General features: G+C 41.3%; 14 protein-coding genes. 8 read left to right on the top strand and 6 right to left on the bottom strand.

Annotation, left to right across the window (positions count from 1 at the left end; genetic code table 11):
- Nucleotides 1–47: 47 nt before the first annotated feature.
- Nucleotides 48–2,279: a nitric-oxide reductase large subunit gene (locus UNSWCS_RS05460; protein ID WP_021087706.1), complete on the bottom strand. Its 2,232-nt coding sequence runs from the start codon at nucleotides 2,277–2,279 to the stop codon at nucleotides 48–50.
- Between the two features lie 218 nt (nucleotides 2,280–2,497).
- On the opposite strand from UNSWCS_RS05460, the gene UNSWCS_RS05455 reads away from it, so the two are divergent.
- From UNSWCS_RS05455 to UNSWCS_RS05440, 4 genes are all read left to right on the top strand, one after another.
- Complete coding sequence (locus UNSWCS_RS05455) at nucleotides 2,498–3,553, top strand: ABC transporter substrate-binding protein (protein WP_035143565.1); 1,056 nt, start codon at nucleotides 2,498–2,500, stop codon at nucleotides 3,551–3,553.
- A 3-nt stretch (nucleotides 3,554–3,556) separates the two neighbouring features.
- Entirely contained in the window at nucleotides 3,557–4,564 is a 1,008-nt protein-coding gene (locus UNSWCS_RS05450) for a FecCD family ABC transporter permease (RefSeq protein ID WP_021087682.1), read from the top strand.
- A complete protein-coding gene (locus UNSWCS_RS05445) occupies nucleotides 4,564–5,337 on the top strand; it encodes an ABC transporter ATP-binding protein (RefSeq protein WP_012001386.1) in 774 nt (257 codons plus the stop codon). The genes UNSWCS_RS05450 and UNSWCS_RS05445 overlap by 1 nt, the downstream gene beginning before the upstream one ends.
- 111 nt (nucleotides 5,338–5,448) lie before the next feature.
- Complete coding sequence (locus UNSWCS_RS05440) at nucleotides 5,449–5,772, top strand: hypothetical protein (RefSeq protein WP_021087677.1); 324 nt, start codon at nucleotides 5,449–5,451, stop codon at nucleotides 5,770–5,772.
- A gap of 343 nt (nucleotides 5,773–6,115) precedes the next feature.
- Here the strand turns inward: UNSWCS_RS05440 and recG are convergent, their stop codons facing one another.
- From recG to UNSWCS_RS05425, 3 genes are read right to left on the bottom strand one after another with little or no spacing between them, the layout of a single operon-like run.
- Nucleotides 6,116–7,930, bottom strand: coding sequence for an ATP-dependent DNA helicase RecG (gene recG / locus UNSWCS_RS05435; RefSeq protein ID WP_021087672.1), 1,815 nt, complete (start codon nucleotides 7,928–7,930; stop codon nucleotides 6,116–6,118).
- Complete coding sequence (locus UNSWCS_RS05430) at nucleotides 7,920–9,149, bottom strand: M16 family metallopeptidase (RefSeq protein ID WP_021087670.1); 1,230 nt, start codon at nucleotides 9,147–9,149, stop codon at nucleotides 7,920–7,922. The genes recG and UNSWCS_RS05430 overlap by 11 nt, the downstream gene beginning before the upstream one ends.
- Nucleotides 9,150–10,196 carry a dehypoxanthine futalosine cyclase gene (locus UNSWCS_RS05425; protein WP_021087704.1) on the bottom strand — a complete coding sequence of 349 codons (1,047 nt, stop codon included), beginning with the start codon at nucleotides 10,194–10,196 and terminating at the stop codon, nucleotides 9,150–9,152. It abuts the gene before it with no gap.
- Nucleotides 10,197–10,328: 132 nt separating this feature from the next.
- Here UNSWCS_RS05425 and UNSWCS_RS05420 point away from each other — a divergent pair, with 132 nt between their 5' ends.
- A complete protein-coding gene (locus UNSWCS_RS05420) occupies nucleotides 10,329–10,541 on the top strand; it encodes a hypothetical protein (RefSeq protein ID WP_021087694.1) in 213 nt (70 codons plus the stop codon).
- Nucleotides 10,542–10,561: 20 nt separating this feature from the next.
- Here the strand turns inward: UNSWCS_RS05420 and UNSWCS_RS05415 are convergent, their stop codons facing one another.
- Entirely contained in the window at nucleotides 10,562–10,954 is a 393-nt protein-coding gene (locus UNSWCS_RS05415; RefSeq protein WP_009294605.1) for an NfeD family protein, read from the bottom strand.
- Nucleotides 10,951–11,865 (bottom strand): SPFH domain-containing protein, encoded by a 915-nt coding sequence (locus tag UNSWCS_RS05410; protein ID WP_009294606.1) that lies wholly within the window; start codon nucleotides 11,863–11,865, stop codon nucleotides 10,951–10,953. The genes UNSWCS_RS05415 and UNSWCS_RS05410 overlap by 4 nt, the downstream gene beginning before the upstream one ends.
- Nucleotides 11,866–11,945: 80 nt before the next feature.
- Here UNSWCS_RS05410 and UNSWCS_RS05405 point away from each other — a divergent pair, with 80 nt between their 5' ends.
- Genes UNSWCS_RS05405 through UNSWCS_RS05395 form a run of 3 tightly spaced genes read left to right on the top strand, consistent with a single transcriptional unit; the run spans nucleotide 11,946 to nucleotide 14,826 of the window.
- Nucleotides 11,946–12,374: a copper resistance protein NlpE gene (locus UNSWCS_RS05405; RefSeq protein ID WP_002940096.1), complete on the top strand. Its 429-nt coding sequence runs from the start codon at nucleotides 11,946–11,948 to the stop codon at nucleotides 12,372–12,374.
- Between the two features lie 48 nt (nucleotides 12,375–12,422).
- Nucleotides 12,423–13,628, top strand: coding sequence for a copper resistance protein NlpE (locus UNSWCS_RS05400; RefSeq protein WP_021087658.1), 1,206 nt, complete (start codon nucleotides 12,423–12,425; stop codon nucleotides 13,626–13,628).
- A gap of 1 nt (nucleotide 13,629) precedes the next feature.
- On the top strand, nucleotides 13,630–14,826 hold the full coding sequence (locus UNSWCS_RS05395) for an MFS transporter (protein ID WP_021087665.1): 1,197 nt from the start codon (nucleotides 13,630–13,632) through the stop codon (nucleotides 14,824–14,826).
- Nucleotides 14,827–15,007 lie beyond the last annotated feature (181 nt).

Below are 15,007 nucleotides of genomic sequence, written 5' to 3'. Positions count from 1 at the left end.
TTTATGAAAAGATAGCTTAAACAAAGGGGCAAAGCGCCCCCATAAATTTAAGCCTTTTTATTAAGCATAAATTTTAAAAGCTGTGCAAAGAAGCAGATGCCACCGATTATCAAGATCGTGTCGCCTAGCATCCTTAGCCATCTTAAATTTTGCAAGTGTGACTGCTGTAAAAGCTCAGCACTTCTAGCATACCACATACCTTGATCTAGGCTTGCAAATGCCTGATAGATGCCTATTGGAAGTAGTGAAAGCACGATCATTAGCATAAGTCCTGCATTTAGCCCCCAAAAGCCAACTTTCATCAAATTTTCATCAAATTCTTGCCCTTTAAATAGATAAGTAGCCACGAGCCAGACAAAGCCAAGTGCCAAAAATCCATAAACGCCAAATAGCGCTGCGTGTCCATGAACTGGCGTTGTATTTAACCCTTGGATGTAAAATAGTGAGATCGGAGGATTTATCAAAAATCCAAAGACACCAGCGCCTAGCATATTCCAAAAGGCAACTGCAATGAAGCAGTAAAGTGGCCATTTAAGCGTTTTAGCCCAGCTTTGAGCAAACTGAAGTTTGTAGTGCTCATACGCTTCAGCGCCAAGTAAAACTAAAGGCACGACCTCAAGCGCTGAAAAGCTTGCACCAATAGCCATTATAGGCGTTGTGGTGCCTGCAAAGTAGAGGTGGTGAAATGTGCCTGGGATGCCGCCTATCATAAAGAGTGACGCGCTTGCAAGCGTTGAAAATGTCGCAAATCTTTTTGAGACAAGACCCAGCGAGACAAAGACAAAGGCGAGCGAAGCCGTCGCAAACACTTCAAAAAAGCCCTCAACCCAAAGATGCACGACCCACCAGCGCCAGTACTCCATCACTGGCAATGGACTTCTTTGTCCATAAAATAGCCCTGCTCCGTAAAATAAGCCAACTGCAACCGCCGACATAGCAAAGATAGCAAGTAAATTTTTATCGCCTTTGTTTTTAAAGCCACCTGCAAATCCACGAAGTAAAAGCAACATCCAGATGACAAGACCGACAAACAAAATGATCTGCCAAACACGTCCAAGATCGATGTATTCATATCCTTGATGTCCAAGCCAGAAGCTTAAATTTATAGGCATGATGTTTGCGATAGCTAGATACTCACCCACAAAACTGCCAACTACAAGGATAAGTAGCGCGTAAAATAGCAGATCAACACCAAGCTTTTGATATTTTGGATCCTTGCCGCCATTTATGATCGGAGCTAAAAATAGTCCAGCCGCTAAAAATCCAGTCGCTATCCAAAATATGCTAGCTTGTATATGCCACGTTCTAGCAAGCGAATAAGGGATGTAGGCTGATAAATTTATGCCATAAAATTCTTGCCCTTCGACTGTGTAGTGAGCTGTAAAGCCGCCTATTAAAATTTGAAACGCAAATAGAGCTAGCGTGACAAAGAGATACTTTTTAAGCGCCTTTTGTGATGGTGTTAAATTTAGCTTTTTAAGCGGATCTTCGCTAATTGGCTCAAGTTTTTCATCATCTTTTTTGCCATAAAATGAGCTAAACCAAACAAGAAGTCCAACGCCAGTTAGAAGTATCACGACGCTTGCGATCGACCAAAAGATATTCTCACTTGTTGGCACGTTATCGATTAGCGGTTCGTGAGGCCAGTTGTTTGTGTATGTTGCCTCGCTGCCAGGTCTGTTTGTCGCTGTCGCCCAGGCTGACCAGAAGAAGAAGTTGTTTAGATCGGCTCTGTCGCTTGCACCTGGGAGCGTATTTTCTTTCATCGCATAAGCTTCTCTTAAAGGTTTAAATTTAGGATCATCTCCAAAAAGAGCGGCATACTCGCTAGCTACTTGACTTATTGCCTTTAGCCTATCAGCGCTTAGCACAAATTTATCGTCCTTTACGCTATTTTCTCTATACTCTTTTTTAAGTAAAACCTTTAAATTTGCCTTTTGTTCGTCGTTTAGATCGGCGTATTTTAGATGATAAATTTCATCAGCTTTGATCTCTAAAAAGGCAACTAGCTCTTTGTGAAGCCAGTCCGCACTCCAATCAGGCGCTTGATATGCCCCGTGCCCCCAAACAGAGCCAACTTGCATACCGCCTATGCTTTGCCAAGCCTCTTGACCTTTGTAGATACTCTCTTTATCGATCACGACCTTGCCATTTTCGTCAGTGAAATTTACAACTGGAGGCGAATTTCTATAAACCTCAACGCCGTAGTAGCCTAAAATACTAAAGCAAACTACCAGCACAGCAACAAGTGCGAGCCAGTATCTCTTGTATTCACGCATTAACTCTCCTTTTTTAAAATTTAGGAGAAAGTTTATCTCATTTCAAAATAGTGACTAATGACATATGTCAATAAAAAGAGAATATTTATCCTATTAGCTTTATATGAATTTACAAAATATGCAATTTTTTCACAATGAACATGCAAATTTTACATAACATTAATGTAAATAGCGGTAACATATCAACCAAATTATTTCACACGAAAAAAGGAAAAAATATGCAAATGAATTTCATGCACAAAGTGGCTAAAATAGGCCTTGTTGCTTCACTTTTTACAGCTCTTAGTCTAAGTGCTGCTGAGTCTGCAAGAAGCATAACCGATATGCAAGGTGTCAAAGTAAGCGTGCCTGAGAAGGTTGAGAAGATCGCAGCACTGTGGAATGCAAACAACGAGATCATCCTAGCACTTGGCGGTATGGATAAGGTTGTAGCCACAACTGATCTGATCAAAAACAACAAGTGGTTTGAGCACGTCTATCCAAAACTTAAAAATTTACCAGCTGCGCTAAACGGCAAAGACCTTCAGATCGAAGAGCTAGTTAAGCTCGCGCCTGATGTTGTTATAGTCTCAAGCAAAAACTACCAAGATGAACTTATCAAAAACGGCTTTAGCGCGGTAAATTTGATCTTTAGAGACTATCCAGATATGGAGAAAAGCATCTACGCAACAGCTGAAGTCATAGGCACTGATGATGCTAGAAAAAAAGCTGAAAAACTTGCTAGTAAAATCCACGATAACTCTGAGTTTGTAACAACAAGAACAAAAAGCATCCCTGATGCTAAACGTCCAAAAGTACTTCACCTTCTTGGTGGTGCAAATTTGCTAAAAGTTGATGGTACAAACACCATCCAAAACACTTGGATCAAGCTAGGTGGCGGTGTAAATGCTATCAATACTGAGGGTTCAATGATCGAAGTTAGCGCTGAAGAGATCATCAATGCAAACCCTGATATCATCATCGTTGGCGGCAATGACACAGACGCACAGATCAAAAAGATAAAAGAGCACCCTGCATTCTCTGGCTCAAACGCTGTTAAAAACGGCAAAGTTTATGGTAACCCAAAAGGTGTATTTAGCTGGGATAGATATGGTGCTGAAAACGTACTTCAAATTTTATGGGCAGCAAAAACTATCCAACCAGATCTATTTAAAGATGTCGATATGAAAGTAAAAACAAAAGAGTTTTATAAAGAGTTTTTAAATCACGATCTTAGTGACAAAGAGTATGGCTATATCTTAAAAGGCCTAAACCCTGACGGTAGCAGCAAGTAAGATATGAAAAACACAAATTTTTCAATAGTTGTTATCTTTTTAGCTCTACTAACGCTTGTTTGCGCCTTTGTCGCACTTGGCGTTGGTAGATTTTACATACCTTTTAACGACGTCTTTAGCGTGCTAGCTCACAGCTTTGGTTTTGGAGATGGCGCAGCTAGCAACATCACAAACGTGATAGAAAATTTACGCATACCTCGCATTATAGCCGCTATCTTAGTCGGTGCCGCTCTTAGCGTGAGCGGTGCAGCCTATCAAGGTGTCTTTAAAAACCAGCTAGTAAGCCCTGACCTTCTAGGCGTATCAGCAGGTGCTTGCGTGGGAGCTGCAACTGCGATCATCTTTGATCTATCGCTATTTTGGATACAAATTTTTGCATTTGGCTTTGGCCTAGCAGCCGTTGCTATCACTCTAGCCATACCTAAGATGATGGGACGCACGAGCACGCTTATGTTGGTTCTTTCTGGTATCATAGTAAGTGGCCTCATGGGTTCAATAATCGGCTTTTTAAAATATGTCGCAGACCCTGAGACAAAGCTACCTGACATCGTTTATTGGCAGCTTGGTAGCCTTGCTAAGCTTGATAGCGATAACTTAATATACATCGCCCCAGTGATGATCATCTGCGCCATTTTACTTATCGCCATGAGCTGGCGTATAAATTTGCTCTCTCTTGGCGACGAGAGTGCGGCAAGACTAGGTGTAAATGTGGCTTTTGAGCGCGCTGTCATCATCATCTGCGCTACGCTTCTTACAGCGTGCAGCGTCTGCATAAGCGGTATAGTCGCTTGGGTGGGACTTCTCATGCCTCACTTAGCGCGCATGCTAGTTGGCGCAAATAACATAAAAAGCATGCCTGCAAGTATATTTATGGGTGCGATATTTTTGCTATTTGTTGATACCTTAGCGCGCAGCATAAGCGTGAGCGAAGTGCCTCTTGGCGTACTTACTGGCTTTATCGGCACGGTATTTTTCGTCTGGGTTTTATGGCGAAATAAAAAGGTTGCGTGATGCTTGAAGTTAGAAATTTAAACTTTAGCTACCCAAACGGGGCTGGCAAACTAGAAAATGTAAATTTAAAGATAGGCGCTGGGGAAATTTTAACCATTCTTGGTCGAAATGGAGCTGGCAAATCAACCACTCTAGGGCTCATCAGCGGCTCACTAAAGCCAGTTTCTGGAGAAATTTTCCTTGATGGCAAAAACGTAGATAGCCTAAGCAACAAAGAGCGCGCTAAGATCATGGCGTATGTCGCTCAAAGCGAGGTTACTGAGTATGACTACACAGGGCTTGAGTTTATCACGATGGGTCGTGCGGCGCACCTTGGTATCTTTGCAAGACCTAGCAAAGAGGACGAAGAGATCGCTAGAATTTACACCAAAAAGCTTGAGATCGAGTATCTTGAGGATCGCTTCATCACACAGATGAGTGGCGGTCAAAAGCAGATGTGTATGATCGCTCGTGCGATGGCTGCGCAGCCAAAGATGATCATATTTGACGAGCCAACGAGCGCGCTTGATTTTGGCAACCAGTATAAATTTCTACGCACCGTCAAATGGCTAAAAGAGCTTGGCTACTCGGTCGTGCTAACCACTCACAACCCTGACTTTGCCGTGCTTCTTGGCGGATATGTCGCTCTTGTAAAAGGTGATGGCGAGGTTGGATTTGGCACGGTTGATGAGATCATTAGAAGCGAAAATTTAAGTAAGCTTTACGGACTAAATTTAAACGTAAGCTACATCGACGAAGTAAAAAGAAACTGCTGCCTCACTTATCCACTCTAAATTTATCTGCTCTTAATTTTTAAGGGCAGATCACTCGTTTTATCTAAAAATTTCTACTTAAATTTACTAATCATAAATGCTAAAATGCAAAATAAATTTAAAAGGATAACAATGGCTTACCCACTACTAGGCACAAAGATCGTGATCGATGAAGAAAAGGTTATAAGAGAGAAAAAGTATAAGCTAGATGTGATCTATGAATATTTAGACAAACTTGCCAAGCAGTGCGACTTGATCAAGATTGATAAAAATACCTTTCACGCAAAGGGTAATGAAAATGATTTGGCAAATTTGGGTATGTTTATGTGTAGATACGCGGTAGAGAACGAATGGCTGACAAAGAATATAAAAGAGTGGATTTGCATTAGCGAGCGAAGTGGAAATGAGGATATGATAGCAAGGTTTAAAAGAGAGAAAATGGGAGTTTGGGAGTGAGCGATAAAAAATCTCGCCATATCAAATTTTCATGTAAATTTTAAAAATAGTCTGCGAGAGATTAGATTTCGCTAGGTAAGACAAATTTAGATATAGCGCAAAAATAAAAGTGCTCTAAAACCCTGAGCCATTTTGTCACAGAGAACCAGACTGGTTTGCTAGCAACCTTTTTAACAGCAATATTAAAAAGTCGCGATAAAGCTAAATCAACCCGCGTAACAGTTGCCATTTTCTATCAAATTTAAAGCTAGCCATAAAAGCTTGCACCATCATCTTAAATTTAACGCAAATTTGTCAAAAGCGATCATCTGCCTTAAATTTCACGCAACCCACAAGATCAAATTTAAACTTTATTTTTAAATTCCGCCACTCTGGCCTTTGCAGCCTGCGTGATATCATCCTCATAGTCGTAGAAGTTAAAGGTCGCTCCGTGCTGAAAAAAGCCGTTTAGTATATCGCCGCTTTGGCGGTTTTTCAGATCAAGTTCGGCCACCTTAAAGCCGTCATTTGTCGCGCAAAATTCTTTTAGTCTAGCTGGCGCCTCTTTTAGCTTGGTAAATAAAAAGCAGTATCCATCGCCGCCGTTTCGCCCCACTCTACCGCGCAGCTGATGAAGCGTGGCAAGCCCAAGCCTCTCAGCACCCACGATCACTATCGTATTTAGCCTTGGTAGCGAGATCCCAACCTCAACAACTGTCGTTGAGAGCAAAATTTCGCCCTCTTCTCTAAACCGTCTTAAAATTTCCTCTTTTTCTTTGTCCTTGCCGTGTGTAACAAAAACATTTTTGAAATTCTTTAGCCAAAAGCCCTGCGCCTCATTTAGGCTTTGATAGTTTGAGCTCTCGCTACTCTCAACTAGCGGATAGATGATGGCTACTTGAAAGCCACTCTCAAGCTGCTTTTTGATGTGAGCTAGCAGGTAGCCAAACTCGCTTGCGCCTAAAATTTGGCTCATTATATTTTTCTTAAACGGCATCTGCTTTAAAAAGCTAAAATTTACGATCTCAGACTGAATTAAACTTAGCGTCCTTGGTATGGGCGTAGCTGAAAACTGCACGAAATTTGCTCGCTCGTCCTCGTTTGAGGCAAGCTCTTCTATCTTTTTGCGCTGATTTGAGCCAAAGCGGTGCTGCTCATCGACCATGACAAGGGGCGAATTTGGTAGCTCGTGAAAGAGCAGCGCATGCGTGCCAACGATCAAATTTACCCCGCTAAAGTCTATCTTTTTCTCCCCGCTTCGCACCAACATCACATTCATAAAAGGCGGTAGCAGCCTCTTTGCTTCGTTATAAATTTGCTCGCTTAAGATGCTTGTTGGTGCCATCAAAATGGCACTTTGCGGATAGACGCTAAGCGCTGCTGCAAGGATAACTAGCGTCTTGCCACTTCCCACGTCGCCCATTATGACGCGCCTTTTTGCCTGCACGGCACTAAGGTCGTCTCTGATGTCATTTATCGCATTTAGCTGATCATTTGTCGGCGTAAATGGCAAGCTCTTAAGCCAAGAGCTTATGTCAAAAAGCTTGATTTTTGGACTTTTAAAGTAGGTTTTTTTCGCACTTAGCTTTTTTATGTAGTTAAAAATTTCTACAAATTTTAAGATTTCCACGCCATCATTATCATTTTTTAGGCGGTATAAAATTTGCACACTTTGCTCATCTAGCCGCTGCAGATCAGCTAGAAATTTAGCCTCTTTTTCATTTAAGCCCTCGGCTAGTAAATTTTGTAAATTTAGATATTTTAAGATGAGTTTTTTTAGCTCTTCGTCTTTTAACTCGGTCTTAAATTTAGGCACGATCTGGCCTATTTTTGTGGTGATTTTTGGATTTACTATCTGCCACGAGCCAAAGGCGTAGGAGCAAAGCCCATATATCGCCATCTCTTTGCCGACCTTAAAAGCGCCGTAGTGCCAAGACTTTGCGTTAAAAATGACGATCTTTACGCTACTTTGCCACTGCTCGCAAAAGGCAAGTGCTGTCAGCATGCCAGGGCGCGAGGCGAGCGAGGTGATCTTTACATTTATGCAAACCTGCCCTTCTCTTGGGCTCTTAGCGATCGTCGTATCCTCAAAGCCCTTTGGTAGCACTAGAGCAAGGTCGAGCAGGCTAAGCACGCCTATTTTTAGAAGTTTTGCTCTGTCGCTTGTTTCAAATTTCATTTTTTAGGACGCAAAAACTTAGCTCGTTTATCTCTGCGTGGGCTTTTATGAAGCTATTTAGCTCGTTTAGCGAAAGGGCTGAAATTTTATCCAAGTCCTTTAAAAATGCCCCAAGCTCGCCATGCTCATAAAACTCACCCTGCGCGATGTCAAGGCGCTTAAATAGCGTCTCAAGTCTAAGTGGCAACGAGCCAAGTAAAAATTTCTTCGCCTGCTCAAGCTCGGCCTTGCTAACGCCTTTTTTGCTAAATTTTAAAATTTCCTCTTTTATAACGGCGATCGCCTCATCTTTTTTCTCATTTTTTGTCTGCATGTAGCCGTAAAACTGGCTGTAAGAGAGATTTAGCAAATTTCTAGCGTAGGCGCTGTATGCAAGCCCTCTTTTCACGCGGATCTCCTCCATGAGCCTCGAGCCAAAGCCACCCTCGCCTAAAATAAATGTCGCCACTGCGGCCTTGTATTTTTCTTCAGGTTTTACGTTAAATGGCGCACCAAAGTAGATGTAGGCCTGCTCGCTTTGCCTGATGATCTCGCTGCTTTCGCACTTGTTGCTTGGACTAAAGCGCTCTAGTTTTCGCACCTTGCCAGGTTTTAGGATTTCTAAAACGCTAGCAAGCTCTTTTGTCTGCTTCTCGTCGATGTCGCCACCAAGCACGCAAAGCAGGTTTGAAAGGTCTAAGTGCTCGTTTAAAAATTTCCTCACATCTTCAAGCGTGATCGCTTTTACGCTCTTTTTCGTGCCGATACTAGGCTGTGCAAGCACGCTTTTTGGGTATAAAAGCTCAAAAAGCCCCTGCCTTGCCACGTAGTCAAAGTCGTTTTCATTTGCTGCGATCTCGCCAAGAGTGACGGTCTTGCACCTATTTAGAATTTCTTCTGTTAAATTTGGAGCAAGTAGTAGCTCTTTTAGCTTGCCGCACGCAAAGGCAAAGTGCTCTTTTAGGCAGTTTAGGTCTATGCAAAATGTCTCAAAGCCGCAGCTTGCATTTAGGCTAATCGCCCGCACTTCAAGCTCTTTGGCAAATTTAGCTGAGCCTAGCTTCATATCACCCTCGTTTAGCAAATTTGCACTTAGTCTTGCAAGGCCTGCAAGCTTGCCATTTTGCGAGCTACCAGCTGCTTTGAAAACTAGCTTTAGGCTCACTACTGGCATCGCTTTTGAGCTTTCAAAAACGACTGGGATTTTTACATTTTTTACATTGATATCTAAAATTTTCATCTAAAATTTCTCCAAAATATCGTAGTTTGTGTTGCGCTTAGCTGGAATTTCTCCGACATCTTTTATAAGCTCGATCATCTGATCTTGATTCATCCTAAAGCTTGCACCTGCGGCCTTTACGACGTTTTCTTCCATCATCGTGCTACCAAGGTCGTTTGCGCCAAAAAGAAGTGCTAGCTGGCCTACGTAGCTGCCCTGCGTGACCCAGCTACTTTGGATATTTTTAAAGTTATCCAAAAAGAGCCTTGAGACCGCAAGAAGCCTTAGATAGACGTTTGAGCTTTGCTTTTTGATCTCTGGGAATTCTTGCATAAGCTTTGTATTTAGCCCTTGAAAGCTCCAAAGTATAAATGCCCTAAATCCAGCCGTTTCATCTTGTAAATTTCTGATGTGCTCCCAGTGCTCCACGATCTCACGAGTGCTCTCAACCGTGCCAAACATCATCGTAGCAGTCGTTTTTATACCAAGCTCGTGCGCCTCTTTATGTATGCGAAGCCAGTCTGCGGTGTCGCACTTTTTAGGGGCGATGATGTCACGAACGCGGTCGCTTAATATTTCCGCTCCAGCCCCTGGCATCGAGTATAAGCCCTTTTCGTTTAGGCGTCTTAGGACCTCTTTTGTAGAAATTTTTGAAACTCTTGCTATGTAGTCGATCTCAACGGCTGAGAAGCCATGTATCGTGATGCTTGGATAGTGCTTGTTGATGTAGCTTACAAGCTCCTCGTACCACTCGATCTTTAGCTTTGGATGAACGCCACCTTGAAATAAAATTTGCGTGCCGCCAATGGCGATAAGCTCCTCGATCTTCTTGCCGATCTCCTCAAAACTTAGCACGTAAGCGTCCTCTTCTTTTGCGTGGCGGTAAAATGCGCAAAATTTACAATCCACCCAGCAGACATTTGTATAGTTGATGTTGCGATCTACGATGAAGGTAGTAATGCCTTCTGGATGAAGCTCTTTTTTTCTAGCTAGCGCCATCTTGCCAAGCTCGTGAAGCGGTGCATTTTCTATAAGATCGATGGCTTCATTTACACTAAGTCTTTTCAAATTTAACCTTTTATTTTGCTTATTTTTGGGCGAAAGTTTAGCCAAAAATGCTTTTAAATATGATAAATCAGGCGTTATGAAAAATTAATTTTTAAAGGCTAAAATGTGAGAAATTCTTTAAAGGAGCGAGTTATGAAAAAGGTGATATTTGCCGTTATCTGCGGGCTATTTTTAGTTGGTTGTGCCAAAAATGAGCCAAAGCCAGCTGGGCCTCAAGGTGCAAGTTGTGGATGTGCTCATCATCAAAAAATGATGCAAGAAAATATGCCAAGCTGCCCACATCATGGCATGCAAGGTGCGATGCATGAGCAAATGCCAGCAGGCTGCCCAGCCCACGCAAAATAGATAAAGTGCCAAATGGCACTTTATTTTAATATAACCTTGTCGCCTTTAGTGCCTAAAACCTGCACTTTCTCGCCGTTTTTTAGCGCTCCGTCATACTTCCAAAGAGTGCCTTTAAAATAGACCATATTTTCTCTGATCTCGCCAACTCCAGGCTCATCTAAAAACTCCTCGTTATAGCTCTCTTTTTTAGCCATAAATTTACTCTTTAACGGCGCCTTTAAGAGCGCAAGCAAGATAAAGGCAAGCACTAAGACGGCTAAAATTTGAAAGCTCCACTCAAAACTAAAGCCAAAATTTACCGCTCCAACGATGATAAAAGCGACGCCAAAAAAGAGCAGATAAAACGAAAATAGCATAAGCTCAGCCACGCACAAGAGCGCGCCGATAGCTATCATTATAAAAGGACTTATCACGCCTTATCCTTAGCTAAGAAATTTTTTAAAACGCTAAGCGAGCCAATTAGCTCAGTCGCCTCGTAAGGAACTAAAATTTTATCTTTTGAGCTGTTTTTAGCTAGCTCACTAAATGCCCCGACCCTGTCACGTGCTAGCAGAAATTCAGCCGCATTTGCGTTTTTGCTCATGCTGTCATTTATCATATCCATAGCCTCTTTTTGAGCCGTTGCGATGGCGATTTGCTCATATTTTTTCGCATCAGCCATACGCTCGATCGCCTCTGCTTGAAGCACCTTTTCTTGTTTTAGCGCCTCTGCGTTGCGTATTAGCGCCTCTTTTTCAGCCAAGGCCTTTAGCTCGATCGCACGTTTTTCGCGCTCAGCTTTCATCTGCATATTCATCGCCTCTTCTATACCAAGTGGGACAGAAATTTCAGAAATTTCAACCCTCATGATCTTTACGCCCCAGTTGCCAGCTGCATCACCAAGAGCCACTTGAAGTGCGGCATTTAGGCGGTCACGTGAGCTTAGTGTATCGTCAAGATTCATCGCTCCTATCTCGCCACGAAGCGTTGTCATGGCTAAATTTGCAATGGCGCGCTTGTAGTTATCTACGTTATAAACCGCCATTTTTGCGTCAAATACCTTTAAAAAGACGATGCCATCGACGCTAATATTAACATTATCTTTTGTGATGACTTGCTGTTTTGTGATATCAACAAGCTGCTCTTTTATAGTTATGATCGCCCTTATCTGATCGACAAATGGGATTATGATGTGAAATCCCCCGTCAAGCACCTTGTGAAATTTACCAAGTCGCTCGATCAGCAAGTTATCTGCTTGCGATACGATCTTGATGCCAGCTTTTAAAAACAAAAATGCAAAAATGACCAAAACAACGACTAAAACGCCAAATGTCTCAACTTGCATCTTCTCTCCTTTAATTTATAATTTGTTATTTTCTTAAGTATTATAATACATTTTAAATTTTATTTTCAAAAAGGATCAGCATGAAAAATTTTATCTTTGCACTAAGTGCGGCTCTACTTTTAGCAGGTTGCGCTACGTCAAACCAAAGCGCGAGCGTCCCACAAGGCAAATGTGAAGTAAAAGGTAGCTGCATGGCTCCAGTAAGCAGCATCGAGGGCACTTACAAGGCGTTTTTACCTTGCGCTAGCTGCATGGGCATAGACTCAACCCTTACGCTTAAAAAAGACGGCACATTTGAAAGTGTGATGAACTACAAGTCAAAAGACAACTACAAAGCCGTTAGCAAGGGCAAATACTCAGTTAAAAATGGCGTTATCACAACCGTTGATGAGTATAAAGAGAAGAGCTTTTATAAGGTCGATGGCGAGAACCTAAAGATGCTTGACATGGATCAAAAAGAGGTCACTGGCGAGCTAAAAGACAAATACATCTTTAAACGCGTAAAATAAATTTTAAAGGCAAAATGATATAATTTTGCAATTTTTAAGGAGTTGCAAATGAAATATCTTTTTGCCATACTTATCTCATTTTTTATCATCGGCTGCGCGAAAAATGAAAATTTAAAGCCACAAAATCAAGAGCAAACACAAAAATCAAAAGAAGAAAAACCTCTTCTTAGAGATGAAAAACCCAAAAAACCAGAAAAACTAATACTTTCAAACTCTATCTACACGAGCTACTATACCACCTTGCCATGCTCAAACTGCGAGGGCGTGAAGACCATCCTAACTCTAAATAAAGACAAAACCTACACAAAAACTATGCTTACGATGGATAAGGCTGCTACTTTGGTAGAAAAAGGCGGCACATTTGATGTCGATGAGAGCGCTATCGTGCTAAAAGATGAAAGCGGCGCACTTAGCTACTTTGTGCCAAACAAAAACTCACTTCTTCAGCTTGATGATAAGAAAAATAAGCGAGTTGGCGTGCTGGCTCAAATTTATAATTACGAGCCGGTAAATAAGGCATATAAAGATAGTTTTTTTGCTAGATTTTCTAAATTTAAAGACAAAAATGGCTTTTTAGAGCTTGTGCTCGTGCCTAGTAAAAATGGCGCAAAGATAAGCTTTTACTCATCGCTAAAAGATGGCTCACCACTTTGTAAATTTAACTCAGAGCTGCTTTATGGCAAGGGCATTTTTTACCTTTTAGACGAAAAAGGCGTGGCTTTAAGCGTGCATAAAACCGCTAACGACATCTTCATAATCGCAAATGATAAAATTTGCAAAAATGCTCACATAAGCGGACACTACAAAAGAGAAAAAGGCAGATCTAGCCTCTTTGGCAAGGGCTTTTTTGCTAAACTTACAAACGAGTCAGCAAACGCTGATGTGATGAAATTTTATGGCGCAAAAAACATAAAAAGAGACAATACCAAAAAAGAAAATAGCTACATCATCACAAATAAAAACGAGAGAATTTTTGAATACACCTTGCTAAACGGCATCATTACAAGCATCGAAATTTACTCAAATGAGTTTAAAACTCCAGAAAACATCAGCCTAAAATCAAATTTCAAAGATATAAAAAACGCACTTGTCATCTCTAAATTTCAAAGCGACGCAAACAATATCTATCTAAAAATAAACAGCCACGATATGCTCATAAAGCTTAAAAATCCACTCGCACAAGAGATAACAAACTTAAGCCAGATACCAGACGAGGCGCAAATAGAGCAAATAACTCTGATGTGGAACCAGTAGTTTGAAAGAGTATCTTAAGCTTTTAAGAGATGAGAGAAATTTCCGCCTTTTAAGCACAGTCCAGCTCATGTGCTACTTTGGTGTGTGGTTCTCGCACACAGGCATCTTTACGCTACTTATCTCGCTTGACGCTCCTGTTTGGGCGCTCACGCTAAGTGCGGCGATGGCATTTATCCCAGGTGTTGTCATCGCTCCATTTAGTGGCATTTTGGTGGATAAATTTAGCCCAAAACCTATGCTTGTGATCATGATGGCGGTTGAGACAGTGAGTGTTTTTATGCTGCTTTTTATAAACTCACTTGATTTTTTATGGCTACTTTTGCTTATCATTTTTGTTAGAAACGGCGTTGGCGGGATGTATTTTCAAGTAGAAATGAGCGTGTTGCCAAAAATTTTAAGCAAAGAGAGCCTAAAGCTTGCAAACGAGATCCACTCGATCATCTGGGCAGTCTCATACACCGCTGGCATGGGACTTGCTGGGGTTTATATACATTTTTTTGGCATCAAAAGCGCCTTTTTGCTTGACGGTATGCTCTACATTTTTAGTTTTTTCTTTTTATACTTTTTAAATTTACAAGGCTTAAAGCCAGAGCTCATAGAACGCCCTCTAAAAATGCTAAAAAATGGGCTTAAATACCTAAAAGAAAATAGGCTCATCGTGCATCTTATATTTTTGCACGCCTTTGTTGGTATTACCGCTTATGATGCATTGATCGCGCTTTTGGCTGACTATAGATACGCAAATTTGCTCTCAACCTCGCTAGTTATTGGCCTATTAAACGCCTCAAGGTCGATCTCGCTTATGTTTGCACCGGCCATGCTTAGTAAATTTATGAACAAAAAAACGCTCATCTACATCTACATCGGTCAAGGAGCTGGCATCATCATCTGGGCGCTCTCTTTGCGAAATTTTTATCTCTCACTCATTGGCATCATCTTTGCAGGCTTTTGCACGTCAAGCCTTTGGAGTTACACCTACACGCTACTTCAGCAAAACTGCCAAAAAGAGTTTTACGGCAGAGTGATCGCGTATAATGATATGGTTTTTCTTGGATTTAGCGCACTTATCTCATTTGCGATTGGCTTTTTATATGAGCTTGGACTAAGCGTGGAGATGATCGCAGCCTTTATGGGAAGCCTCTTTTTCGTTGGAGCCTTTTACTACCACATAGTTTCAAAAAGGTATGAGATAAGGTAATAATATTTATTTTTAATTAAAATTTTCAAAAACATTAAATTTCTTAAAAATTAATATTCAATTATTTTATAATTGACCGATATAAAATTCAAATCATTATGTAAAGGAATTCGTGTGAAGTCAATCACCAATAAAATAGCACTAATGCTAATAGTTGCTCTATGTATATCGTTTGTGGCTA

The sequence above is a fragment of the Campylobacter concisus UNSWCS genome, from assembly GCF_000466685.1.
In the GTDB taxonomy this organism is placed as follows: domain Bacteria; phylum Campylobacterota; class Campylobacteria; order Campylobacterales; family Campylobacteraceae; genus Campylobacter_A; species Campylobacter_A concisus_A.
The sequence above is the reverse complement of the archived record's forward strand: the minus strand, read 5'-3'. Positions and strand labels throughout refer to the sequence as shown.